Annotated in this window: 26 protein-coding genes and 1 pseudogene; 2 read left to right on the top strand and 25 right to left on the bottom strand. The window is 49.3% G+C overall.

The genetic code is table 11. From position 1 onward, the window contains the following. Window positions 1-3: 3 nt before the first annotated feature. From ACGG90_RS05010 to ACGG90_RS04925, 18 genes and pseudogenes are all read right to left on the bottom strand, one after another. Entirely contained in the window at window positions 4-1,152 is a 1,149-nt protein-coding gene (locus ACGG90_RS05010; RefSeq protein ID WP_003663046.1) for an ArdC-like ssDNA-binding domain-containing protein, read from the bottom strand. A 2-nt stretch (window positions 1,153-1,154) separates the two neighbouring features. Next, window positions 1,155-1,385: a hypothetical protein gene (locus ACGG90_RS05005; protein ID WP_003663044.1), complete on the bottom strand. Its 231-nt coding sequence runs from the start codon at window positions 1,383-1,385 to the stop codon at window positions 1,155-1,157. A gap of 9 nt (window positions 1,386-1,394) precedes the next feature. Further along, window positions 1,395-1,865 carry a single-stranded DNA-binding protein gene (locus tag ACGG90_RS05000; RefSeq protein WP_003663042.1) on the bottom strand — a complete coding sequence of 157 codons (471 nt, stop codon included), beginning with the start codon at window positions 1,863-1,865 and terminating at the stop codon, window positions 1,395-1,397. A 65-nt stretch (window positions 1,866-1,930) separates the two neighbouring features. After that, window positions 1,931-3,379 carry an immunoglobulin-like domain-containing protein gene (locus ACGG90_RS04995; protein ID WP_003663040.1) on the bottom strand — a complete coding sequence of 483 codons (1,449 nt, stop codon included), beginning with the start codon at window positions 3,377-3,379 and terminating at the stop codon, window positions 1,931-1,933. Window positions 3,380-3,384: 5 nt separating this feature from the next. Further along, entirely contained in the window at window positions 3,385-4,674 is a 1,290-nt protein-coding gene (locus tag ACGG90_RS04990) for a hypothetical protein (RefSeq protein WP_016363131.1), read from the bottom strand. 16 nt (window positions 4,675-4,690) lie between these two features. Then, window positions 4,691-4,909 (bottom strand): hypothetical protein, encoded by a 219-nt coding sequence (locus ACGG90_RS04985; RefSeq protein ID WP_003663037.1) that lies wholly within the window; start codon window positions 4,907-4,909, stop codon window positions 4,691-4,693. Next, window positions 4,902-5,129, bottom strand: a complete 228-nt coding sequence (locus ACGG90_RS04980; protein WP_003663036.1) for a hypothetical protein — start codon at window positions 5,127-5,129, stop codon at window positions 4,902-4,904. The genes ACGG90_RS04985 and ACGG90_RS04980 overlap by 8 nt, the downstream gene beginning before the upstream one ends. Window positions 5,130-5,344: 215 nt before the next feature. Further along, entirely contained in the window at window positions 5,345-6,208 is an 864-nt protein-coding gene (locus tag ACGG90_RS04975; protein WP_003663035.1) for a pilin N-terminal domain-containing protein, read from the bottom strand. Further along, window positions 6,195-7,031 (bottom strand): class C sortase, encoded by an 837-nt coding sequence (locus ACGG90_RS04970; RefSeq protein WP_390406596.1) that lies wholly within the window; start codon window positions 7,029-7,031, stop codon window positions 6,195-6,197. The genes ACGG90_RS04975 and ACGG90_RS04970 overlap by 14 nt, the downstream gene beginning before the upstream one ends. Window positions 7,032-7,034: 3 nt before the next feature. After that, window positions 7,035-9,086: a SpaA isopeptide-forming pilin-related protein gene (locus tag ACGG90_RS04965; RefSeq protein ID WP_390406593.1), complete on the bottom strand. Its 2,052-nt coding sequence runs from the start codon at window positions 9,084-9,086 to the stop codon at window positions 7,035-7,037. Beyond that, the gene (locus ACGG90_RS04960; protein WP_390406637.1) at window positions 9,087-10,574 is read right to left on the bottom strand and encodes an MSCRAMM family protein; all 1,488 of its coding nucleotides are present in this window, start codon (window positions 10,572-10,574) and stop codon (window positions 9,087-9,089) included. It abuts the gene before it with no gap. Window positions 10,575-10,580: 6 nt separating this feature from the next. Then, window positions 10,581-11,000 (bottom strand): annotated as a pseudogene (locus ACGG90_RS04955) (thioester domain-containing protein); the annotation flags it as partial. A gap of 140 nt (window positions 11,001-11,140) precedes the next feature. Beyond that, on the bottom strand, window positions 11,141-11,758 hold the full coding sequence (locus ACGG90_RS04950) for a sortase (RefSeq protein ID WP_390406590.1): 618 nt from the start codon (window positions 11,756-11,758) through the stop codon (window positions 11,141-11,143). Window positions 11,759-13,223: 1,465 nt separating this feature from the next. Further along, window positions 13,224-13,562: a hypothetical protein gene (locus tag ACGG90_RS04945; protein ID WP_016363138.1), complete on the bottom strand. Its 339-nt coding sequence runs from the start codon at window positions 13,560-13,562 to the stop codon at window positions 13,224-13,226. Between the two features lie 2 nt (window positions 13,563-13,564). Further along, window positions 13,565-13,795, bottom strand: coding sequence for a hypothetical protein (locus tag ACGG90_RS04940; RefSeq protein ID WP_003663028.1), 231 nt, complete (start codon window positions 13,793-13,795; stop codon window positions 13,565-13,567). 940 nt (window positions 13,796-14,735) lie between these two features. After that, window positions 14,736-15,038, bottom strand: a complete 303-nt coding sequence (locus tag ACGG90_RS04935) for a hypothetical protein (protein WP_003663027.1) — start codon at window positions 15,036-15,038, stop codon at window positions 14,736-14,738. 123 nt (window positions 15,039-15,161) lie between these two features. Beyond that, complete coding sequence (locus tag ACGG90_RS04930) at window positions 15,162-15,386, bottom strand: helix-turn-helix domain-containing protein (protein ID WP_003663026.1); 225 nt, start codon at window positions 15,384-15,386, stop codon at window positions 15,162-15,164. Beyond that, window positions 15,386-15,811 (bottom strand): sigma-70 family RNA polymerase sigma factor, encoded by a 426-nt coding sequence (locus ACGG90_RS04925; protein ID WP_003663025.1) that lies wholly within the window; start codon window positions 15,809-15,811, stop codon window positions 15,386-15,388. The genes ACGG90_RS04930 and ACGG90_RS04925 overlap by 1 nt, the downstream gene beginning before the upstream one ends. 254 nt (window positions 15,812-16,065) lie before the next feature. Here ACGG90_RS04925 and ACGG90_RS04920 point away from each other — a divergent pair, with 254 nt between their 5' ends. Beyond that, window positions 16,066-16,371 carry a hypothetical protein gene (locus ACGG90_RS04920; RefSeq protein ID WP_003663023.1) on the top strand — a complete coding sequence of 102 codons (306 nt, stop codon included), beginning with the start codon at window positions 16,066-16,068 and terminating at the stop codon, window positions 16,369-16,371. Window positions 16,372-16,499: 128 nt separating this feature from the next. Next, the gene (locus ACGG90_RS04915) at window positions 16,500-17,768 is read left to right on the top strand and encodes a site-specific integrase (RefSeq protein WP_003663021.1); all 1,269 of its coding nucleotides are present in this window, start codon (window positions 16,500-16,502) and stop codon (window positions 17,766-17,768) included. A 193-nt stretch (window positions 17,769-17,961) separates the two neighbouring features. Here the strand turns inward: ACGG90_RS04915 and rpsI are convergent, their stop codons facing one another. From rpsI to ACGG90_RS04880, 7 genes are all read right to left on the bottom strand, one after another. Then, entirely contained in the window at window positions 17,962-18,354 is a 393-nt protein-coding gene (gene rpsI, locus ACGG90_RS04910; protein ID WP_125709042.1) for a 30S ribosomal protein S9, read from the bottom strand. 13 nt (window positions 18,355-18,367) lie between these two features. Next, complete coding sequence (rplM, locus tag ACGG90_RS04905; protein ID WP_390406585.1) at window positions 18,368-18,814, bottom strand: 50S ribosomal protein L13; 447 nt, start codon at window positions 18,812-18,814, stop codon at window positions 18,368-18,370. A 129-nt stretch (window positions 18,815-18,943) separates the two neighbouring features. Further along, window positions 18,944-20,107, bottom strand: coding sequence for an MFS transporter (locus ACGG90_RS04900; protein ID WP_390406583.1), 1,164 nt, complete (start codon window positions 20,105-20,107; stop codon window positions 18,944-18,946). 28 nt (window positions 20,108-20,135) lie between these two features. After that, window positions 20,136-20,879, bottom strand: coding sequence for a tRNA pseudouridine(38-40) synthase TruA (gene truA, locus ACGG90_RS04895; protein ID WP_390406580.1), 744 nt, complete (start codon window positions 20,877-20,879; stop codon window positions 20,136-20,138). Between the two features lie 80 nt (window positions 20,880-20,959). Beyond that, window positions 20,960-21,754 carry an energy-coupling factor transporter transmembrane component T family protein gene (locus ACGG90_RS04890; RefSeq protein ID WP_390406577.1) on the bottom strand — a complete coding sequence of 265 codons (795 nt, stop codon included), beginning with the start codon at window positions 21,752-21,754 and terminating at the stop codon, window positions 20,960-20,962. Next, on the bottom strand, window positions 21,747-22,613 hold the full coding sequence (locus ACGG90_RS04885; protein ID WP_390406575.1) for an energy-coupling factor ABC transporter ATP-binding protein: 867 nt from the start codon (window positions 22,611-22,613) through the stop codon (window positions 21,747-21,749). The genes ACGG90_RS04890 and ACGG90_RS04885 overlap by 8 nt, the downstream gene beginning before the upstream one ends. Further along, window positions 22,589-23,425 carry an energy-coupling factor ABC transporter ATP-binding protein gene (locus tag ACGG90_RS04880; RefSeq protein WP_390406573.1) on the bottom strand — a complete coding sequence of 279 codons (837 nt, stop codon included), beginning with the start codon at window positions 23,423-23,425 and terminating at the stop codon, window positions 22,589-22,591. Before ACGG90_RS04880 ends, ACGG90_RS04885 begins: the two co-directional genes overlap by 25 nt. Window positions 23,426-23,740 lie beyond the last annotated feature (315 nt).

The raw sequence follows: 23,740 nt of genomic DNA, 5'->3' as shown, positions 1-23,740 counted from the left end.
GAATCACCGTCCCATCGTCGCTTGAACGGATTGTTTAACCTTTACAGGTTTGCTTTCCCGCTGGATTGGCTGTGCCTGCTCTGGCCCTTGGCTTTGTTCTTGGTGTTGATCCTGAGACTTTTCCATAGATGCCGAAACGTCATTGATGATGGCGTGAGCGCCACGCTGAATATCATTCATGATAGCGGCCTGCTGTTGTTCGGACGCGCCATCAACCGCCGTGAACTGCTCGGTCCAACCAGCAATATACGGTTTTGCTCTTTCAAAGGTGTTGATCCCCATGGACTTGCAGACAACATAGCTGGTCATCTCCGCTTGCAACTCTTTGATCCCGCGATAGGTTTCGCCCAGTACATCGTGAGTATCCCAGAATTTTGACACGTCTTTACTCTCAGAGTTATGCAGCCGAACATGAGCAATCTCGTGAACCAGTGTTGCCGCGTACTCCTCCTTGCCCAGCCCCTGCTTTATAAAAATCTCGACAGGTTGGCCATCTGGTGTGCTGATTGCGGCACCTTTGGCTGCACCAAGCTTGCCAGTGACCGTTGGAAAGCGGGTCGTCGTCGAGTTTGTTACTGGCGCGCCAAGTTGACTGGCTTCGTCACGCAATGCCGCAATCAGTCGATTAATGGCTTCTGGATGTTCGTCGGGAAACTCGAAAGGCCGATTGGGAAAAATCTTGGGGTAGTCCGCTGCTTTGGCGTTGGTCTGAGTAATGTCAAAAACGCTACCCAAGCTGAAGTACGTCCCTGATTGCGTCGGCACACTGGGATCCTTGGCGGCCACCTTTGCTTTCGTACCCGCACTAAGCTTGGAGTATGACATAAAGGCTTTAGCTTCATCATCCAAATACCGTTTGTACGACACTGGCACCAAAATCTTGAGACCATGCTCACCACGTTTGACGTGTAGCCCTTTATCCGACCATGTCTTGTATGGCGCGACGTATAAGGCATCTTCATACTGTGAGCGGATCAAAGCAGTATTGCGGACCGAGTAGTTGTATTGGGTGGCCATAAAGTTCAGAAACTCTAAGCGATCCTTGGGCGACATCGAATCCATCCGAATCTGCGGAATGGCATTGGTCATCAAATCCTTGATCTCTTTTTGCAATTCCTCTGGACTTTTCTTGGGATATTTCTTTTGAGCCATAGCTAGACCTCCTTCCGGAAAAATTCTGACTTCGTCAGCACTGGCGTAAAGTCTTCATCCGACTCATCATCAGCGACAGTTTGTTGCAACCGATCATCAGCGTCATCAAGCATGGCTTGTAGCTCACCCGCGCGTTCACGAGTTACTACGGCAATCACACGATCGCCGGTCGCACAGTCCATGCCGGTGATTTGCGGTCCAATCACCGACTCCAAAATAATCAAGTCTTCCATAACTACCTCCTAGCCCCGTGACTGATACGGATCATCGTAGGGAGACCGTCCGAAGCTTGGATCTGGCACTGGTGGCTGCTGAGCTTGTGTTTCTTGGCGTGATTGGGCACTACGTTGTTGCGCCTGACGAGGAACAGGCTCTTCATCTGCACCATCCGCCAAGATGTAGTAATCAAACGCTTGAATCCGATAGCTGGTGCGTGCGTTGCCATCATCCGTTTGGTAAGAATTGGACGACCAGCAGCCGTTGATCAAAACAACGGTGCCTTGGCCTAAATGACCATTGTTGATTTCTTCAAGGAACTGTTCGGCTAAACCTCCTGAAATTTGCACTGGCGCTGAGTCCGTATGGATGTTGCCGTCATTGTAGTGACGCGTATTCTGCATATAAATCTGCACATACTTACGATTTTTGCTTTCGCTGACTTTCGCTTGTGAGACGACGGTGCCCATGAACGAAATCGTATTTTGCATCTGCATAATGTACTTTTCCTCCTAATGAAAACAGCGCCTCATTAGGGACGCTGCTTAATCGTAAATTCATATCACTTCATAGCGGCTGAAGAAATCGCCGTAGAGCCTGAGTCAACCGCCGAAGCGGAAGACTCAGACCCTTTGGCGGGATCACGGGGCGTTGGGGTATCTGAGGTTTGCACGGTAACGGTGGTGCTTGCGGTCGTCTGTTGCCCGAATTTGTCGGTAACAGTGTAGGTAAGCCTGTACGGGCCTGGAGTATTGGAGTCAACACCACCGACAAGCGTAATGCTGACGTCGCCATACTTGCTACTTGCCGAAACGTCATGAACCTGTACAGGTTCACCCAACTTGACTGTAGACGGGATCTTACTAACATCTAACGTTGGCTTATCGGCATACACGGTGACCTCCCGCTTGACTATTGCAGTCGCGCCGTTGCTGTCTGCAATTTGGTAGGCCAAGTCATGGATGCCGGGCTTTGACGTATCGACGCTGCCACTGACGGCCACTCGATCTGAAAGGTCGCCATCTTGAAAGTCCCGTGCCAAAACGCCGCTCATCGCATTAAACGTGGTGCCAACTTCGACCGACGTCTTAGCATGAGTCACGTCAAGCACTGGTGCGTCATTATAGATCACCGCTTCGCGCTTGACGGTAGTCGTGTGGCCTGCACTATCAGTAACTGAGTAGTTGACCCAATAGGTCCCAGGGGTGTTCGAGTCAACGCCTGAAGTATCGACGTGAACATCATTGATCAAATTTCCATCTTCAACGTCACGCGCAAACACACCACTAAGATAATTGATACTACCTTGATGGGCATGGAACTTCATTGATCCCAAAGCCAAGATCACGGGAGCATAATCTACTTTAACCGGTGTCGTTTGGACGGAGTTGCCACCGGTATCTGAGCCACCAGTATTTGTGCCGGTAGTTTCTGAGCCGGTGGTCGTTCCCCCATCACCTGGTAATACAGTTGTATTGTCTAAGTTTGACTGATCGTCAGCGGTATTTCTGGTGACATTATCAAGCGGTGTCAAAATAGCGTCATTAGTTTTAGCATCAGCAACCGTCGTCTTATCGGCACTCTTTTCTCCCTTATCGTCATCATCTTCGGCTAAAGCCTTCGCCGCCAAGGCGACAAACTCCTTAGTAGTATCTGAGGTAACCGCGTTGGCCACCGCGCCAACTGGGTTGATGATAGCTTTTAAAATTTCATCGGCAACACTCGTCTCACTGTCGCCACCCAACAGAGAGTCCACTAGGTCGTCCGCAGGCTTCGACTGCTTTTCTTGCTTGGAAGACCTGGTCGCCGAGTCGATCAATGAGTCAGGTGAACTTTTCTTTTTCGTGTGCTTCTTGATCGGCACTTGGATCTTATCCGAGGTCGAACTGCTTTGATTGCTGGCAATATTGTACGCAAACACCCCGCCACCACCTAGCACGATCGCCGAGAACAATAAGATTAGCGGCCACTTACGCCGCTTCTTTTTATTCTCCTGTTGTTCAGGTTCCATTCATATCACTCTCCTAATGTTTGTAACTGATGTGTAAACGCCTGGACATTTGCGGCTGCGCTCTTGCGTTCAGCGGTAGATTTCTTCTTGTCGTTGGCGTCACGTTGATACTTTTCGATTGCTTGCTGATAAATACGGCCGGTGTCGATGGCTTTCTCCAAAGTCTGATTATTCAGCGTCTTGTTGAGTGCCGTGGCCTCATCGAAACGCGCTGCGTGGACATATGCCAGTGCAATCGCCAATGTAAGCTTGGAACTATTCAAATCCGCATTCAAAACAGCGGCTTGATCCAACTGATTCGTTTTCACGTAAGCGATGGCTAGCATCGTCTTTCGCAAAGTCGTCATCTCCGCTTGAGTGGACAGACCAACGACTTGAGAATACTTGGCCCGTTTGAAGGCCAGATCGAACTTGCCCTCATCTGATGGATAGACCGCAACGAACTGCTTCAAGGTCTTTTCACTACCAACAGACGCCAGTTTGCTCTCAACCTCAGCTCGCTTCTTCGGATATGCTTTGGCAGCGGCCAAGTATTGCTTCTTGGCAATTAACTCTGAGTAGGTCGGCGGTTGATTTGCGCTATTCAGCGCACTATGACCCACCAAAAAAAGGGTGAAACAAGCTGCCAGTACACCCAAAACCATGAAACACCGTCGGATGACCATTGCGCTTGGTCGCCAGTTGCGCTCACTGGGTACATGTTGTGGCTTTGCATCGCTTGGGTCCGGTTTGATGACGGCTGGTGCTTTTGTAGGAGCTGGGTCTATGAAATCCTCGACTATCTTTCGTACACTCGGAGCTTCCGGCTCAACCGTTTCCGGATCAGGTTCCACAAAATACTCCTGAGAGTCTTGTTTTTGGGTTGAGTGATTGTCAGACCGTGTTGGTGCACTCGTAGGCTCCTCAGGATGCATTTCTTGATCCGCTGATGTGATATCGGTTGCCAGCTGAGCCTTATTTTCGGTTTGTAGCTGTTGACCAAGTCGATCTAAGAACGTTTTCTTTTCAGCAACCGGATAATCAGCAAAAAGATCTGACGAAAGTGTGTGTTGAACCACAGCAATCAAGTTGTTGATATAGGAAAGATGCTTCCCAAATTCAAGCTGATCAACAAAGACACTTTCGCCATCATCACCATGAATCACCATCACAATCGACTCACTGAGTTGATGATCGACCGCATACTGTTCAGCCTCATTGAGCAAGCGCTGGGCAACGTTAAGCGAGTACCGATGCGACTTAGACTTCAGCACTCGGCGTAGCTTACGTGCGCCTTGGAAACTAACAGAAAGCACGGTACTCACCTTCCTTTTAAGCCGCTTTCAGCCAGGATACGATGGCCGCAGCTGCGATCGTGATCAGCAAGCCAATCGCAACGTTTTTCAAACCATCGCGGGCTTGTTCAACTTTTTGCGGATTCTTCTCCATGTGCGCCATGCCATAGATACCCAACTTGACGGTTGCATAAAGCCCAGAGATTGTCCCAATCGCAGTAATAATGTATTGCAGAATCATAGTAACTTTACTCATGGTTGCCCCCTTCCCCTGCGTTGCTACTCCCATTCAAAGAGTTGGCAGCAAGTGGGTTCTTTGCTACTTGTCCTAATGCTTTCACGATGGTTTCCGTGTTTTCATCAATGACTGCTTGATACTGGTCATATAACCACTGATCCGGATCAACGCCATTGAGTTTTAAGACCGTCGTCGCAAGCTTCCGCGTCCGACTCAGATCACTTTTGTTAACTGCCATAGCTACCTCCTATTTTGGCTATTAATTGACGTGCCACTGATTGTTCATCGGCGACTCGTCTTCCATTTTTTGACCTCTTGGCCAACGTTGTCCGAAGGAGTCAAACCCCCGCATCAGTTACCCGATGGTCTCGACGGCAACAAAAAAGAGAAAGTCCAAAATTGCGGCTTTCTCTTCACTGAATCAGGCTAAGCGAAAAGCTCAGCAACTAATCCTTATTCAGCTTTACGTTTCTTGACCACAACTCCGGCGCCAATAGCGCCTAACGCTGCTAGGCTCATGCCTGCCGCAGTCGTCCCTTCGTTCAACGTGTGGCCAGTTTGTTGTAACTTAGTAGTCGTCACCGGCTTGGGCGTAACTCCGGACTTAGGCTCGATCACTTGTTTTGTTGGGAAATTCCCATCATCGTCAGCCACTGGCAAGATTAAGGTAAAGCTAGCAGCTTGATCAACACGACTCGGCGCAGACGTATTAACGAACGTGTACGCCTTGTAGCTGTGAGCCGGAACGGTAACTTGAACGTCCAAGACCCCAGGCTCACCATTAACAGTTTTCGTTACACCACTAGTTACAATTTGATAGCCATCAGCTTTCCCAGCTTCGGCACTTAACGTCAACTGGATCTGAGCCATGGCATCTGTATCTATTGTATCTGCCTTTTGAGCCTTCACCAGTTCATCAAACCGAGGCGTCACATCATAAACTTTCCACGTCGATCCGTTAACGCCCGCGTTAAGCGTGCTGGCAAGGCCTTTGTCTGCCGCGCCTTCGATTGGGGTTACTTGATGGATCTCGATCACTTGTTTCACGGCTTGTTCTGCCTTAGCCGGTGTCAATGGCACTTTGGTCGTCGTCACCGCTTCAGCTTTAGAACTATCTGCGTTTGATTCAGAATCTTGAGTGATCACATTTGCTTCATCGCTGCCCGTTTCAGAAGCATCGCTGTTTACAACGCTTGAGCTACTAGCCGCTGCGACACCAGTATCAGTCGATGCAAACACGGTCGCACTCGAACCCATACTCAGTGCGACACCACAAATCAATAGCGCCGAGACGACGCTTTGCTTACTTAGTTGCATTGTTTCCCTTCTTTCTCCATTTCGTGATGATGAACGCTACCAACGGAATCACCAATAAGATAATCCCCACGATCAACTCAAGGCGATAATTCATCAAGTAAGCCCAAAATGAGACCTGCTTTTGCTGACCATCATAAGGGACTCGCTTGGCCGTGACGTGCAGCCGTTGCTTGTTTTGAAGTAACGGATAACAGGTGATCAACGTCAATAAGTCTTGCCCAGGCTTTGGCGTCAAATCTTTGACATAAGTCGGCGCGTACACACCATCACCTTGCTTGACGCGATTGATGACTTGATACTCCAGCATTTTCTTACCAGCTTTGAGATAAATCTTGTCCCCATTTCTCAGATCAGAGATCCAAGTGAACAGGGGCTTGGCCTTACCCGAATGGCCATCAATAACCGCATGCGTTCCGGCGCCGCCACCTAAAGGCGATGAAGCCGGCAACCAGCCTGCCCCAATCTCCAATGCCGCATCAGAAGATTTGGAAAAAATCGGCAAACGCAGGGCAATTTTAGGAATCATGACCGCACCAATGGTCTTCAATCCCTGATCCTGCAGGTTGATGGCACTGGTCGTCCCGCGCGTTTGCTTTTGAGCTTGTCGCTCGATCACTGCGCCTTGATGGTCTAGGCTATTGATATCAATCTGTTGTTGGCGATAAATTTCAAATTGCGTGTATCCATAGTACCCAACTGCACTCACCACGACGACTAGACAAGCCACAAACAAGATCAGCGCGACACAATGCTGTCTGCGCTTGTGGTACGATTTTGACTTTGCCGCCGTTTCCAATATTGTCTTTGGTTGTCTATTTGGCATACGCTAAGCCGCCTTGTGCTTCTTGACCTCGTAGACACTAACCGCCGCGACACCAGCGATAACGACAATGCTAATAGCGATCATCGCCTTGAATTCATTTGATCCCGTATTTGGCAAGGTTGGCTTTGCATCATCGCTAGCAACATAGACCGTATTTGTGTAGGTGTTTGGTCCAACAACGAATTTCTGGCTATGATTATTGAGTTCGTAGCCAGTTGGGGCCTTCACTTCCTGGAGCACGTAATTGCCTGCAATCAAACCCTTGATGTCAAAGTTCCCATCCTTGTCAGAAGTCAGAATCCCCGCTGTGACGTCAGCGGCCTTATCAACCCACTGGGCTTCTGCAATCGCATCATCGTCAGTGCCGTCTTTAAAGCCATTGAAGAATTTGCCATCCGCATTTTTGACAACAAACTGTGCCCCTTCAAGCCGCGTGCGTGCGATTCCAGTTCCAAAGAGGCCGGAAGACTGCTTCGTGAACCGTGCGCCATACGTGTAGACTGGAACCTTGTGCTTGATGTGGCGGGTATGCTGCTTCCCAACATTGAGTGGGTGATTCTGATAGCCAAGATCGAAGGTGTTGTACAAAGCAGAGTCGATTACCGCATCGTTGTTGATCACTTCCGAGTAGGTGAGATTGATATCGCCGCCTTGATACTTCGCCACAGTATTGGAGACCTTACCATCATTGACAATGAATTGAATCTTGTAGCCTCGGCCATCAGCAAGATCAGTCAGGGTATAATCGGTGCCTTCCTTTAAGGTCACGTCACCATCATCAACTTTGCCATTGCTATTAATATCAATAGTTGCCTTGAAGTTCGCTTCCGAACGATCCCAGGTCAACCCTGCATCAGCGGTATCAGTCCCTTCAAAGGCCCCATAAGGCTCGGTGATATAGGATTGACCAGCAATCTCGCTACCAGTGCCACCATTAATATCATTTGGAATATGGATCGCGGTCTTGAAGTCCGCTAGCGTCCCTTCGGTAAAGGAATTGTGGTCATCTTCCAAAGTCTTTTGCATATCTGGCGCATGATAGTTCATCACATCTGCGTGTAGCGTACTTGGATCCACACCGTCTTCACCGATACTAAAAGTCAGTTTATTGGCACTGTCGTTGCGCGCGTCTGCACCTAACAAATAGGTGGCGTCGCTATCACTATCAATATCCGCAACGTCTGACGACGATTCTTCCACGAAGTAGTAGTCGCCTCTTACCAAACCGCTGACAGTCAGCGCACCATTGGCATCTGTCTTAACGACTGTGCCGGTCGCTTTGCCAGAACCCGGCTTCCCCGTGTACAACTGGAATGGGATCCCCGGCAAGTAACTGGTCTTGCCGTCCCCGGAAGGACTATCACCATGCTTGGTCAACGTAAACTTCAATTGTTGCACGATGTTCTTAGGAAACCCATTGGATTCGGTTTGCCATGCTGTCCCCGCCGTATTCGTTAGCGGCAAGGCCACGATGATTGGCTGTGAGATTTGAGTGACGAGGCCTTTGGGGTGAGTGGTTTCAATGATTGCCCACACATGATGCTCACTGTTGGCATCACTCGCAGCAAGATTCTTAAAAGTCGTCGTAGAGCCACTTGTGATGAACTGTTCAGCGGTCTTCGTCTGAGCATTCTTAATGTAATAATTTCCGGTTGGATCCTTAGCAATGTCATCGCCAATCGTCTTTAGTCCCGCATCGGTCATGTCGCCGGATTCAATCGTGTTGGTGATATCGTAAGCCGTGTAGCCAACCTTCCCGTATTTAGCTGGATCAAAGTCGGTCGTATCGTTATTCCATGACTGAGCGTTGCCGTCGTCAACCACTGAGGCTTGTGTCTTCCCAAGCAGCGTCATACCCTTATGAACGGTGTAGTTAACGGTAGTCGGTGCCAAGCGAGCGAAATCACTGTTTGCATCGAGTTGCACTTCCGCAGCATGTACCGTTAAGCTGTTCGTGGCATTGATCACAAAAGTACTCCCAGCTCCCAAGGCCAAAGCCATACCACAAACCGTAAAGGCTAAACGTAGATGCTTTACTTTCTTCACTTGATTCATTTAGTTGTTCCCCTTTTTCTTGTTGATCACGAGTGAGACCCCAACAGTAGAAGCACCAAGCATTGCAATGATCAAAACGACTGCTAGTTTTCCAGCATCTTGTGAACCTGTGTTCGGCAGCTTGATTTTGGATTGATTGACAACTGCATAGGTGTTATTCACGCCAGTGTCGCCCGCTGAGATTGCGCTCCCCTTAGTCAGCAGTTGATGATCCTTGTCAGTCGAGATTTCATCGAAGTAGTAAGTTCGATCAGTCTTGGAAGCAGGCTTCACAATGTTAGACCAAGTCGCGATCCCCTTGGCATTCGTCGTCGCCACGTAATCTTGTAAGCTATCCGAATAGCCTGCTTGATTAGGAAAAACGACGGTCTTTCCATCCGCAGCCAACTTCAAAAACTTCCCTGCCATCAAGTCAGCCCTGGTGTCTGAAATCTTGAATTTGATCCCAGCAAGATCTTTTCCCGTTTCATCAGTCTTATGAATCGAGATCTGATCTGGGATCACCTCATCCTTAACCGTGAGTGCATTGGTATTGGCATAGCCGTCTTCTTTGGTCCGAGTGAATGTTCCAGAAACGACAGCACTATTGAGCTGATAACCCTTTGGTGCAGTCGTCTCAACTAAGGTATACGCATCACCAACCGCAAAGTTGGCACTGGATACTGCGATACCGTTACTGTCAGTCGTCAATGTTTCAGAGATTCTCGTTGTGGTATCCGTCAATTTGAAGACTGCCCCAGCAAACGTATTACCGTTCTCCGGCTTGGTACCGGTGAGACTGTCTTGCTTGTTGACTTTGATGCGAGCATGGTAAATATAGTTGTCCTTAATGGTTACGGCAGTCTGCACCGATGCAGCGCTGTAAGTCGTATCGCCACTAGCATGCGTGAATGTTCCGGTTACTGGCGTGGTATTCAACTTGTAGCCAGCTGGTGCTTTGGTTTCAACGATGCTATAGCCGTCACCAATCGCATGCTTGCCACTCACCGCAGTCCCCGACGCATCTGTGGTCAAGGTTTCTGTGGCACCAGTTTTGGTATCTGTCAGTTTGAACGTGGCACCGGCAAAGGTTGCGCCGTTTTGTGCTGTGCCTGTTTCAGCATCTTGTTTTGTCAACTTAACGGTCCCGTAATGGATCACGTTCACATTGACCGTGAACTTCTTAAACGTTGGATCAATCTTTGGCAGGATCACCGATTGAAAACCAGGACGTGAATACAGCAAAGCAGCCCCTTCATATGTGGCTGCAATGTTATCAGCGAACTTGATGGCACCGCCAGACACCACCGCATTATTGGCAGCGGTGATATTAAGCGTATTTCCAGAGATAGACGCTTTGAGTCCTGCGGGTGTGGCCGTTGCCGTTGAAGCGTATGTGCCCAACGTACCATTGGTGTCGTTCAATGCCTTGGTAGTCCCAGCATCAATATTGACCGTCGTGTTATTAAACGATGGTGCTTTGTCGTATGCCGCAACCTTAGCATTCACGTTCGCCTTCCAAGCGTTGTACTGTGAGGTCAGTGGAGAGCTAACGTAAGTGTCGCCCAGATACTGCCAAATTGCCCACTGCGTAAACATTTCGTTGGTATACGTATGCGCTTGCGCATAGTATCCGTAATATGCGATCTCTGAAATATGCTTATGCTGCGCATCAGTTACTGTCGTGGCCGCAAAGCCTGTGTTCAGGTTGTTGTTTAAAGGCGCGCCGAGTTGGACACAAAATAATACCGTGCCATTCGCCGACCCATCACGCTTACGCCACCAACCGTCCTCAGTAATAGATGTCCCACTAGCAGTCTTCCATTTAGACGATGTCGCCAGATCCGCAGCTCCTGAATTGATCCAAACTGAGGCAGCGTGTGTGGTGTGCACGTTAGAGAACCCAAGGGTCGCAACAAAAGCAATCAAACCCATAAAAATAAGCGCCAACGTTTTTAGACGTGGGCGCTTGCACAAAACATTGTGCATAAAAATTCCTCCTCGTGAGTTGTCGATTTCGAGAGTCAGCAACCCTGGGGTTCAGCTCGAATCCTTCGCATTCATTTCCTCCTAACTTACTTGACTGTCAACTGTGTCTGAACGTGATCACGAACCCCAGACTTGGTTAACTGAACTTTGATCAACTGTGCTTGGACGACATAACGAATCGTCGGATGTTTATCTTTCGTATAGGGGCAGGTATATAGGTGTAATTGCCTTGGTTCTCCAACCTCTCCTTGAGCGGTCACCGTTGTGTCAGTTGCTTTCACGGTATACGCTTTATCCGCTCGATAGGTGTACTTTGCCTCATGTGTGTAGAGATACACCAAACCGCCAGCACCCTTGTCGCCTTTGTAGTCACTGGGACGGTATGGTGCACCATCATGAACAACATAGCCAGATGATGTCCTGAGCTTGAAGAGATTACTGAACCAGACTCCGGAGACGTAGCTGGAATGGCCGGCAATAATGAAATTGTTGTTTACATTGCCACTACCATAGACCCCATAGTTCAGGCCACTCGGTGTTGCATAGACCGGCTGGTAGATACCGACTGAAGGCACACTGACGACATTTTCAGGTAACCTGTGACCCTTTGAATTCGATGTATGCATCGTTTTCTTAAACGTTTTGGCGGTAGTCTCCGCTTGATGCGAATCGATTATCTCTTGTACGGTTGATCCTGCGGCCAACCAAAGGCCAGCCACAACGCCAGCCACACATATGACTAGAGTCAACCATACTTTCCGGCGATGTTGCTTCATCTTGCTATGTTGAGCGATAACTTTCACCTCCAAGACAAAAAAGGACGACCAGAAGAATTCCCAGTCGCCAACAGTCGTGCAATCTGTACACTAAATAAGTTTCTTATTAATCACCGAGCGTGGTGGGTTCCCATGACCATTCCATTGAACCGTCGCTCATATACACGGAGAAGACGTGTCCCGCGTCATACGTGTCACTCGCCATTACCGCCGCAACCTCTGCGGATCGTGCCGCTTCAAACGTCTTAAACAGGCCACCAGAGCCAACCCGCTCCGTAGCGTGGACGGCCGTCGGTGGGGTTACGGGCTTAGTGTTTGTCGTCGTCGGCGATGAACTAGTCGTTGGTTTCGTAACCGGCGCGGTGGTGTAACTCGCACTCGAAGCAACAGGCCCGGACTTCGCCGGTGAACTTATGACCTGCTTCTGTGCTGACGTTGTCGTCTGGCCATACGAATTAGCCCTGCCTGCTGTGCTTGCAGAAGCACTCGACTTGGTCGCCCTAGCAGTTTCTGTGTTAGAAGACCCTTTAGCACTGGAAGAACGCTTGGTTGTAGTCGCCTTTCCAGTAGCGCTACTAGTCCTAGACTTACTCGAAGCGTTTGACCCACTGCCAATCACCCATCCATGTTTGACATCAGTCTTAGATTTTGCCTGCTTGCCGTTCTCAGTACTCGTCTTAGATTCATCTGATCCATGAACGTGCTTCTTGTTTGAACTAGCCTTATCTTTGTCAGTTGTACGAGAGCTTGCCCTTTGACTCTTTGAGAGTGCTGTCACTTGAGTCTGAGTTTGACTGGATTTAGCCCCTTTTGATCCACAACCGGCAAGTGACAATATCGAAACACTTGTGAACACTATGGTGAATGTAGCCGCAATTTTCTTCATTGTCATCCTCTCCGTCCACTTCTCGCTCCCGCTTTAACAATTAAAGAATACGCCACGCCCACCAGCTTGTCACGAACGTGCAATCCCTTGTGCAACAATGAATTAGCTGACTTGTGGATAACTTTTTCACCTTTACCACCCTAAGTTTCAGTGATAAACGTCGCCAAAAGGAGTCGAACCTCTCCTTGCTGAGAACCTCAGCGTCACCGGAAGCAACATGACTGACCTTGATTTGCGGTCAAGATCAGCGACAACAACAGGGGAACTGAAATTGCCAAGACAGAACTAAGGCAAGCTCTGACAGAGAACAAAACTACCAGCATCACTGCTGGTATGCTGCCGAAGGGAATCGAACCCTTCCACGCACCATGGACAACACGTCACCGCCATAGTTAGGACGATAACAATCCTGAGGAGTGAGACTCTGCGCGATCGTTTTCCGCCGATCAATCTGGAGTCTGTTTCATTGCGCATGAAAAAATCCGCTCCACCAAGTTGTTTAGACGATTACAATTTGGCTAAGTGCCATGCGACAATCCCCGATGCAAGAATACATGCTTGCTTAGCAGTCTCGTCACTTAGCGGTGCAAGCATCCGTTGACGCGTATCTCGTCGATCATCTCGCAGCAAGTAAATCAAGTCATGGTTTACATCTTCAAGCGAGACTTCCTCTTGATTCTTTTGCAGAGTAGCGAGCACTGCGGTGTAAGCCTGGTGTGCTGCATTCAGCCAATATGGATCACTAAAATTCCGCGTCTTATCTGCGGAAAGTGAGCCAATCATCGCTTGAGCTAACGCGTCGAACTCAAAGGCACTATCTACTGTTGTTAAATTTTCATCCTGCATCTTTACTGATTCTCCTTGTCTATCCTCTCTGCCTTGGTTGACGAGTCCAACAGGATCGTAATTGTCGCCAATACTACGGTTCCCACAAAGAGGATCCCAACGACCAGCATTCCCAGCAGCCATGACGTGTGCCCAAAAACAAACAATACAATATTCTCGAAAAACAGTGCATCATCAAGAATTACACCAAACACAGTCCATCTTGTCATTCGCTGAATCATTGCTTCACGCATGTTTTCGCCTCCGGCCAGCTACATGAGTTACAAAACCACGCTGGATCAACATCGCTTCACACTCGATCAAGCGGCGCACCATTTCTGATGAACTCTCACCGGTCGAATGACAAATCATTTGGATCTCGTTGGCAGTCGTTGGCGTTAGCGTAAACTGACGCCGAAATTTGTCCTTACTAACGACCATTATGTCCCTCCATCAGCTAATCATGCAATCGCTTCACGACATCCAATCAAGGTGACGTCACTCAGCCTTGTTATTCACCATTGGTGACGTCACCTTACTCCAATATGTGGTAGCAAGGAATCGAACCCTGCTCTCCCAATCTTCTCGGCGGTCCTACGACCACACCATTATTTTCCAACGCACACGTCCTGTTCACCTCTATCACAGGAAGGTAGACGGCATCAGGTTAGCCGACGACCTGGGGCAGTTCCATCACGTCTTGCACCAACACGCTTCAACGTGTTAGCCAACTAAGGCAATAGTTCCCCGAGCAATGTGCCATACTGCTTCCCGTTTGGGCTTCTAGCACTGCCTATGCGTTGGTTTATTCCTTTGGCAGCAACCGCAACGGTATGGCGCGTGGCGGGCTAGGTTCTTGTGCTATTCAGATTTCAAAGAACATGGCTGTACACGACGATTTGTCGTGCACTCACGACTACCACCAACTCCGTAAAGTTGGTGGCACCCGTGACGTGTGTTAATACTCAGGTTTGATACGGTATCACCTTGCGAACTTCAGCCTATGTTGGCCGAAATCAACGACTACGATTAGCCGAAAACATCTTAGCCACCGCTTTGCGCATAGCGAGGTAATCGGCGTCATCATCCGGCGCCTTGACTATTGAGCCGTAACGAGCCTCTAACACCCAAAGCTTTGCTTCCCACTCTGGAATTTTTCGATGGGGATTAAGGTTAACTGACATCTTCAGCACCTCACTTAGGGACAAATGCAATACGATCAAGGCGATCATCTGACTTGCGTCGTCTTGCAATGATCCGCCGATTTCCATCAAGAACGATCCTTGCTTTGCGATATATTTCACTCAGTGACAGGATCACCACTTTGTTTGCTTCAGGGAATGCCTGTAACGTGAAATAACCGTTATCGTTGTTGATCCACTCTCGACCTAGACTATCTTCAACAAATATTCCTTGCTGCATCATGTCCGTCATCGAGAATCGGGATACTCGACGCTCATGAAATTTTCGCCGATCAAAACGCCGGCTGTCACTCATCGCTACCTCCTCTCTACACAATATCTACTCGCCCGGCACCGGACCAGCTGGCGTTTAATACGGGGGAAGAGTTCACGCCACTATCGTAGATATATATGTATTGGCAGTTTGCATATTTAACGGCTAATGACCTCCACCGTTTAAATAAAGGTCCAAATCAAACGCTTGAATCATTATGAAAACCAATAAGTACAAGCTTTGGGATTCGTCTTCATCAATATGAGCTCGCCCATACCGGGCATTGTACTCAATCAACGGCTTAAAATCCTTCATCAGCTTTTTCATTGCTATTGGATCACCTGACTGAGCCTTCCGAATGGTAGGAACAAGATTACGTGCTTGCTTCATTAGTTACCCCCATTAGCATCGTCTTGATAAACTTTCAGCAGTTTTTGATATAACCGGTGCCGCAGTTTACTAATTGCCGACCGACTACGGCCTAATAAGCTTCCAATTTCGGCATCCGTCATGGTCTCAACAGTCTTACAATAAATAACGAATTTTTCCTCGTCATTTAATCGTGCGATAGCATCTGATAACCGATCGTTCACAATATAATCTTCGAGATGCGGAATCTGATTGATTGGAATCGTCTCAAGCAGCCGTGCTGGTTGACGAAGTTGTAATCGATCCATCAATTGGAGTTCCATCGGGTAAATCGGTATCGCTTTGGCTTGCATATTTCGCTTACGGTAGGAATCGATTCGAGCGTGGCGCACACCGCTCGTAATAAACTGAACGAATATCCTTGAAACCTCTAGTTCGGTTCTCATATCTTGCCTCCTGTAATTGTGCTTTCCCCCTTCACCAATTACAGTCGAAAAAAAACATGAATATGGGACATCGAATTCAAAAATATTTATTATTTGCTACCTCATACCGAATAACACGGTCTCATCAGCCACGAAAAAAAAGCCCTACTGAAAAAAATCAGCAGAGCTGTCCCATTTTCACCAAAAATTTCGACTGTACCTATGAGAGGGTCTACAAGCGCAGAAATAGACCGTATACCAGGAGGTACTAATTCATGGAAGTATCAAATCAAAACATACTATCAGTGGTATTAGCGGATGAGCAGCTCACTAAGCTTCGCGAAGAAATCTACCAAATGATTCTAATGGAGACCAAGCGGGTGCGCGCTGATATGCTGGTAAATGTTCGCTACCTTTCAAAAAAAGAAGCTTGCGAATATTTAGGGATTGCATTCAACACGCTAACTATTTGGATCGAGCTCGGACTACCGCAGATTGTCATAGGTGGAACTATCCGTCTAGATCGAGTCGAAATTGACAAGTGGATGCACAAGATGTCAGAGCATCTCAACAAATCCTAAGAACTTATGCACAACTTATCCACAGGCAAAAATCGACAACTATGCAACTTCAATCGGTAGATGGTATGATGACCTCGTAGTTTTCTTACGTTCTACCGTCGTACAACTGACTGTAGGAGGTAAATGATATGACTATTCACGAAACAAAGGCTGGTAACTACCGCGTTGAAGTGTTTTTCCCAAAAAACGTACGCGAAATTCTCGCGAACGGAGAATCACGCTTTCGCAAGACCGTTCCAACCAAGGCAGAGGCGCAACGCCTAGAAAGGGAGATACAAACAAAAATTGAAACCGTGACACAAACCGGAACTGATCGCGTTATGTCACTCAAAGGAGAGATCTCATTCAAGGATTTTTATGAAACACTTTGGCTTCCACTCTATGAAGCTGGTGGTAGCGGGCGTATTCGAACAATTCCAACTAAAGCAACAGTTGACCAAACCAAGAACATTTTCCGGCTTCACTTGCTCCCTCTATTCGGAAAGTACTCACTGACCTATCTCAATGAGCATAACCAGATTGTCATGGAAGAATTGGCAATCTTAGGAGAGCAATACGCTAATATCAGAACCATCAAAAGTTACGTCGGTCAACTTTTTGATGTAGCTGAAGCAGCAGACTTCATCGAAGTTAACCGGATTGCTAAAATTTTGCGTTTTGTCAATTCACCAAAGAAAAAGCGGCTTCATGATAAGCGTGTTGCTGAAGGTGAAGCTCTGACTGCCGATGAATTGATTGCTTGGATTGATGCTGCAAGAACCGACCTCGAATCTGGAAAACTTTCAGAAGAAGAATATCTACTTTTCGTGCTAACATTGAATCTTGGCGATCGTAAAAGCGAATCTTATGGGTTGCGTTGGCGCTATGTTGACCTAGAGAATGGATATATCTATGTCATGAATGCCCTCAACAAGCATAAGGAACTTGGTCCCACAAAAGGACACAAGCAAACCAAAATTCAGTTGCCGGATTTCATCATCGCATTACTAAAAAAATGGAAGGAGCATCAAGCTGATCAATTAGCCTCAGTAGGCATCACGAAGTTAGACGGCGAACAGTTTGTCTTCACCTATACAGACAACCGAGGGCACATGAATCAGCCGCTACATGCCGATTTTTTGAATTACCGTCTAAACTCCATAGGGAAGCGACATCCATCGCTAAAACATGCCTATCCCCATAAATTGCGCCACACATATTCAACTTTGGCATTAGAAGGAGGTGCTACTATGGAAGCAATTTCTGCGGCTCTAACGCATTCCGACGTGGCGACGACTCGCATCTACGTTAACACGCCGGATATCGTCAACCTCACGACCAACAACATGTTTGCTAAACGAATTGCGGAAGCGCGTGCCAAGGCAGAAGCCAAAGAAAAGACATCACATTTGTCATGAACACGCCCAACGCAACGTAAAAACTCACCGACCAATTTGATTAACAATTACGAGCAAAAAAAAATCGGCCCAAAATCGGACCAATTTGTAGGAGAAAAAAAGTGATTGAGCGGAAATCCACCCAACCACTTTTGTAAAAGAAATTCGCAGAAACGCCGTTGCACCGGCATTTCCTGGGCGATAATCAAATGGATTAACGCTTTGAGAATTGACTAGCCTTACGAGCCTTTTTGAGACCTGGCTTCTTACGTTCCTTCATACGAGGGTCACGAGTCAGCATACCGCCACGCTTCAAAGCGCCACGGAAGTCTGGGTCAACGGTAAGCAAGGCACGGGCGATGCCGTGACGAGTTGCGCCGGCTTGGCCGGTGTAACCGCCGCCGTTAACGTTAACGAGGACATCATATTGGCCGGTGGTTTCAGTCATGCTGAAAGGTTGGGTCATGTCCAGAATCAAATGTTCATAAGGCAGGTAGTCGTGAACGTCTTTGCCGTTCATCGTGATCTTGCCGGTACCAGGAACCAAACGGACCCGGGCAACGGAGTTTTTGCGACGACCAGTGCCGCTGTAAGATACTTGAGCCACAGTTGTATCCTCCTTAGATTAAGTTCGTGATGTCGAGTACTTCAGGCTTCTGGGCAGCATGGGAATGATCTTCCCCTGCATACACGTGAAGCTTCAAGAATTGTTGATGGCCAAGAGTGTTCTTGGTTGGCAGCATCTTCTTGACAGAGTATTCAACCAAACGAGCAGGGTTGTTCTTCAGCAAGTCGCCAGCGACTTCATGCTTCAAACCACCCGGATGCTGGCTGTGACGGTAGTAGATCTTGTCAGAGGCCTTTTTGCCGGTTAACTTAAGTTTTGCAGCGTTGATCACGATGACGTTATCACCAGTGTCGACGTTTGGGGTAAAGGTAGGCTTGTTCTTGCCGCGCAGGATGCTGGCAACAACAGAAGACAAGCGCCCAAGGGCGATGTCTGTTGCGTCGATCACATACCACTTACGTTCGATTTCGCCTGGCTTAGCCATGAATGTTGTACGCACGATTTGTTTCCTCCAGTTTGTTCAGTAAGAGTTTGACACGTTAAGTTTCCGGGGCTTATCGTGGGGCAAACAATACCAGCTACTAATGTACCGCAAAATTGCTGCCGCGTCAATCGACGAATGAAATTTTCATATTGTGATCGCCGGCTGGTGAATGATTTGCCAACCACACAAGCCCATCAGCAAACTAAGCGCCACGCATAACCACAAAACGCCCGGCCAAGCAATCGCCGCCGCCAGCCACGAGAAGCTCACCGGCCCTACCGCTGCCAGCAGATACCCACCAGCTTGGGCCATACCAGACAAACTGGCCGTCGCCGCAGCCGTGGTCGTTTTCTTCTGAAAGAACACGATGCAAATCGAGAATGCCGCCCCGCTGGCAGCACCGGCAATGATCGCCATCGCCGCTTGAAACCAAAATACCATCGGTCCCCACAAGATCCCAAGCAGCCCCAAAGCAAAACCGCCGCTGGCAATGGCCACAATGATTGCCAAGCCGTGCTTGCGCTCAGCCACGCTAGGCGTCACCAAGGTCAGCGGCATGCTAAACAGCTGAAACAGCGTCGCCAAACTGCCGGCATGCACCGCCGCAAAACCCGCATTTTGCCAAATTGTCGGCAGCCAAGTCAGCAGTGAATAATACAATAGCGACTGCAGGCCAAAGAATAACGCGATCAGCCAAGCCAAGCTTTGGTTGGTCAAGCGTAAACGCGAAACGCCAGCTGATGGCACTTGGCGCTGCAACTGCGGCATCACCAGCAGCCACACCACCAAGGCCACAATGGTCCCGCCGCCTAGCAGCGCCATGGTTTTGGTGACACCAATTGTTGCCGCCAAACGCCCAGACGTACCAGTACCCAAGCTGGCGATGAGCCCCATGGCCACCGTGTACATCGTCGTCATCACCGCGATGTGCTGCGGGAATTCTTGTTTGATCAGCGCCGGCAGCAACACGTTGCCACCCGTGATGCCGACGCCGACCAAAGCCGTGCCGCCTAGCAAACCCCAAGCACTCGGCACCAAGCGCAAAGCCGCACCAGCCACCAAGGCCACAGCCGCCAACAAGATCACCTTGCCGACACCATGCTTGGCCCCTAAGCGCCCGATCGCAGGTGACGCCACGGCAAACATCGCCAACGGAATCGTGGTCATCAAACCCGCCAATGCATGCGGCAATAATCCTGCTTGTGCCAGTGGTGCCAATAACGGCGGGATCATCGTGATCGGCAAGCGCAGATTCGCCCCGATCAAGAACACCCCTAATGCGATCAACCATGTTTGCCTGCTTTTCACCGCGACCCACTCCTAATATGAGAATATTCTAATAATACACCTCTTTGAGATATAGTCCAGACGCCGGCGCGGTACCGCGTGCTTGTTGCCGGTCTTTGACTTCGTACAACCGCAAGAAATCATGAACATCGCGGCGCCCAGAACCGATTTCCAATAACGTTGCCACCAAGATGCGCACCATATTATACAAGAAGCCGTTACCATAGAATTCAAAGACCACTTCGTTATGCGCCGGGTCGTCTTGCACCGTGGCTTCGTAAATCGTGCGCACCTTATCCACGATCACCCCACCACTGGCGGCAAAACTCGTGAAGTCATGCGTTCCAACCACGTCACCTAATGCCGTTTGGATCTTCGTCAGATCCAAGGGATAAGGCCAGTGTCCGGTATATAAGCGGTTGAACGGATCGGTGAAGCGGCCGCGGGCGACACGATACATATAGCGCTTGCCTTTGGCGGAATAGCGCGCATGAAAATCCGGCGCAGCATATTCTGCCTGCAGGATCTCAATATCCAACGGCATCAGTGAGTTCATTGCGCGCAGCATCGCCGTTTCGGGAATATTGCCTGGGAAATCAAAAGAAACAACTTGGCCCAAGGCATGCACGCCAGAATCGGTGCGGCCAGAGCCGTCGACATGAATCGCGTCGACTTTAGCCATTTTGCCTAAGGCCTTCTGTAAGACGCCTTGAACGGTGCGTTGATGCGGCTGGATCTGATAGCCGGCGAAGTTGGTGCCATCATAGGCCAGGGTCAGTTTGTAATGTGTCATTGTTTTCTCCAATTAAATCCAATTTTCACACCAAGGGCCTGTGCCACCGCAACTGCGGCAACACAGGCCCTTGGTGCAACTTAGCGGCGTAAGAATACCAAAGCTATTGTCAGCAACGCCATGACAACCGCGGCGTAAATGTCTCGGGTATGGTATTGCAAGATCCGAAACTTGGTCCGGTTGTCGCCGCCTTGATACCCGCGGGCATCCATGGCAGTGGCCAAGTCTTCGGCAATGCCGAACGAATCCACGAACAACGGAATTAATAACGGCACGACAGCTTTCATTTGTTGAAACAAATTACCTGAACCAAAGTCCACCCCGCGGGCGCGCTGAGCGTTCATGATCTTGGTGGTTTGATCCATCAAGGTCGGCACAAAGCGCAACGCGATCTGCAACACCAAGGCTAATTCCGTGACCGGCACATGCAGCACCCGCAACGGCTTAAGCAGCGATTCCACCGCATCAGCCAGCGACAATGGCTGTGTCGTCAGCGTCAACAACGTGGAGATGAAGATGATCAACACAAAGCGCATGAAGATGAACGCGCCATTGGTCAAGCCAAATTGCGTGACTGCCAGCCACCCCCAAGACCAATACACATGGCCGCCTTTGGTGAAGAAGACTTGCAACAACACGGTGAACAAAATCAACCAGATCATCGGCCGCACGCCGCGCAAGAAGAAGCCCAGGCGCACTTTAGACAACCAGATCATCACCATCGTCGCCACAAACATCAACAAATAACTTTGCCAGTTATTCGCCAGGAAAATGATCCCAATATAATAGAAACTCGCCACCAGCTTGGTGCGCGGATCAAGGTGATGCACCGGTGAATCGCCTGGGATATAGCGCCCTAAAATCAGCTTATCCACGCGCCTCACCTCCGATCTGCTGGGCCAATTGATCGGCCAATTGATCAACAGTCAGCGGCATTGGATCAAACTTAAAGCCGGCTTGCATCAAGCGTTCCGCAAAGGCGGTGGTTTTCGGCAAGCCCAGTTGATTGGCGCGCAGCCAATCAGGATCGGCGAAGATCTCTGCAGGCGTGCCTTGGCGCACCAATTCGCCATGCGCCATCACCAAGACATGATCGGCGTAATCCGCCACATCATCCATTTGATGCGTCACCAAGACAATCGTGAGGCCTTGTTCATCATGCAGTCGCTTGAACATCGCCATCATTTCATGCCGCCCTGCTGGATCAAGCCCGGCAGTGGGTTCATCCAGCACCAAGACTTCCGGCTGCATCGCCAAGACGCCAGCAATCGCCACCCGGCGCATTTGCCCGCCTGACAGATCAAAAGGCGACTGTTCCAGGACACTGTTGGGTAAGCCGACTTGTTCAACCATCTTCGCGGCTAACGCTAAAGCGTCTTGTTCGCTGGCGCCGAAGTTCATTGGGCCAAAAGCGATGTCTTTGGCCACGGTTTGTTCGAACAATTGGTTCTCAGCAAACTGAAACACCATCCCGACTTTCTGGCGCAAAGGCCGCAGATTCTTGTTAGAGGTTTCATTGGTGATTTGCCGCTTGCCGATCGTCACCGTGCCGCTGGTCGGCTTCAACAAGGCGTTGAGATGCTGCAACAGCGTCGATTTGCCTGAGCCGGTGTGGCCAATGATGGCGGTGTAACTGCCTGAATGAATGGTCGTGGAAACATCCTTCAGCCCCACTCCGGCAAAAGGCGTTCCTGCTTGATAAGTAAAGCTTACATGGTCGAACGTAATGTCCAAAGCGCTGACACCGCCTTTTCTTCATCTAAGTAAGTTGCGGGTAATTGGACCCCGCGGGCAGCCAAGGCTGCCTTGAGCTTCTCGGGATATGGCACATCAAGGCCTAAGTGCAGCAATTCTTCACCATGCGCGAAGATCTGCGCCGGCGTGCCGACTTCTAAGACCTTGCCGTCATCTAACAACAAGATGCGATCCGCTGCCGCGGCTTCGTCGATATCATGAGTGATCGACAGCACCGTTAAGTCCTGACGTTTGCGCAAATCGCGGATCAACGCCAAGATTTCTTGGCGCCCAGCCGGATCCAGCATCGACGTGGCTTCATCCAGAATGATGATGTCTGGGCGCTGCGCCACGATCCCGGCTACCGCCACACGCTGTTTCTGGCCACCTGAAAGGCGCGCCGGCTCACGCTTAGCAAATTCCAGCATCCCGACCGCCTCTAAGGCATCATGTACCCGCACTACCATTTCATCGCGCGGTACGGCGCGATTCTCCAAGCCAAACGCAACGTCATCAGCCACTGTGGCGCCAACAAACTGATTATCGGGATTTTGAAAGACAATACCGACTTTGGCGCGAATGTCCCACACCGTTTCTTCAGTCAGCTTAAGGCCTGCGACTGTCACAGTTCCTGACTCAGGCGCTAACAAGCCGTTAATGTTCTTGGCTAAAGTCGACTTGCCGGACCCATTGTGCCCGATGATCGCCCACCATTGGCCTGCCGGCACAGCAAACGACACGTCATCTAAGGCGGCCCGCTGCTCTTGTGGATAATGATAACTCAAATGTGAGATCTCGATGGCATCTGCCAAACCGCTTCATCCTTTCTCGTCACGCACTTTGCATACCGCAATATCATAACATATTTTGGCCGATTCATCTGCCTTTGGCTCACCCCACGCAAAAAAGGCTGCCGCAGCAGCCTTCTTGAAAACTTATGTACAAAAAAAATCATTTAATGATGGAGACACCGGTTGCCCGGTGCTCACAAGCTAGACTAAGTTATCAAACGAGGATAACCATCATCGTAACGCTCCATCGATCAAATGACCAAAGTGCTGCGGCCTCAAGGGTCGCAACGGTTTTGAAAAGATGATCACCGTTGCCGGTGGACCATCGAAAATGTT

It is taken from the genome of Lacticaseibacillus jixiensis, from assembly GCF_042847315.1.
Classification (GTDB): Bacteria; Bacillota; Bacilli; order Lactobacillales; family Lactobacillaceae; genus Lacticaseibacillus; species Lacticaseibacillus jixiensis.
Note: the sequence above shows the minus strand (reverse complement) of the source record. Positions and strands in the feature narration are given on the sequence as shown.

What these genes read in the sequence shown, in the direction of transcription:
- ACGG90_RS05010 (WP_003663046.1), bottom strand. Translation starts at nt 1,152, where the DNA reads ATGGCTCAAAAGAAATATCCCAAGAAAAGTCCAGAGGAATTGCAAAAA.
- ACGG90_RS05005 (WP_003663044.1), bottom strand. Translation starts at nt 1,385, where the DNA reads ATGGAAGACTTGATTATTTTGGAGTCGGTGATTGGACCGCAAATCACC.
- ACGG90_RS05000 (WP_003663042.1), bottom strand. Translation starts at nt 1,865, where the DNA reads ATGCAGATGCAAAATACGATTTCGTTCATGGGCACCGTCGTCTCACAA.
- ACGG90_RS04995 (WP_003663040.1), bottom strand. Translation starts at nt 3,379, where the DNA reads ATGGAACCTGAACAACAGGAGAATAAAAAGAAGCGGCGTAAGTGGCCG.
- ACGG90_RS04985 (WP_003663037.1), bottom strand. Translation starts at nt 4,909, where the DNA reads ATGAGTAAAGTTACTATGATTCTGCAATACATTATTACTGCGATTGGG.
- ACGG90_RS04980 (WP_003663036.1), bottom strand. Translation starts at nt 5,129, where the DNA reads ATGGCAGTTAACAAAAGTGATCTGAGTCGGACGCGGAAGCTTGCGACG.
- ACGG90_RS04975 (WP_003663035.1), bottom strand. Translation starts at nt 6,208, where the DNA reads ATGCAACTAAGTAAGCAAAGCGTCGTCTCGGCGCTATTGATTTGTGGT.
- ACGG90_RS04970 (WP_390406596.1), bottom strand. Translation starts at nt 7,031, where the DNA reads ATGCCAAATAGACAACCAAAGACAATATTGGAAACGGCGGCAAAGTCA.
- ACGG90_RS04965 (WP_390406593.1), bottom strand. Translation starts at nt 9,086, where the DNA reads ATGAATCAAGTGAAGAAAGTAAAGCATCTACGTTTAGCCTTTACGGTT.
- ACGG90_RS04945 (WP_016363138.1), bottom strand. Translation starts at nt 13,562, where the DNA reads ATGCAGGATGAAAATTTAACAACAGTAGATAGTGCCTTTGAGTTCGAC.
- ACGG90_RS04940 (WP_003663028.1), bottom strand. Translation starts at nt 13,795, where the DNA reads ATGCGTGAAGCAATGATTCAGCGAATGACAAGATGGACTGTGTTTGGT.
- ACGG90_RS04935 (WP_003663027.1), bottom strand. Translation starts at nt 15,038, where the DNA reads ATGAGTGACAGCCGGCGTTTTGATCGGCGAAAATTTCATGAGCGTCGA.
- ACGG90_RS04930 (WP_003663026.1), bottom strand. Translation starts at nt 15,386, where the DNA reads ATGAAGCAAGCACGTAATCTTGTTCCTACCATTCGGAAGGCTCAGTCA.
- ACGG90_RS04925 (WP_003663025.1), bottom strand. Translation starts at nt 15,811, where the DNA reads ATGAGAACCGAACTAGAGGTTTCAAGGATATTCGTTCAGTTTATTACG.
- ACGG90_RS04920 (WP_003663023.1), top strand. Translation starts at nt 16,066, where the DNA reads ATGGAAGTATCAAATCAAAACATACTATCAGTGGTATTAGCGGATGAG.
- ACGG90_RS04915 (WP_003663021.1), top strand. Translation starts at nt 16,500, where the DNA reads ATGACTATTCACGAAACAAAGGCTGGTAACTACCGCGTTGAAGTGTTT.
- truA (WP_390406580.1), bottom strand. Translation starts at nt 20,879, where the DNA reads ATGACACATTACAAACTGACCCTGGCCTATGATGGCACCAACTTCGCC.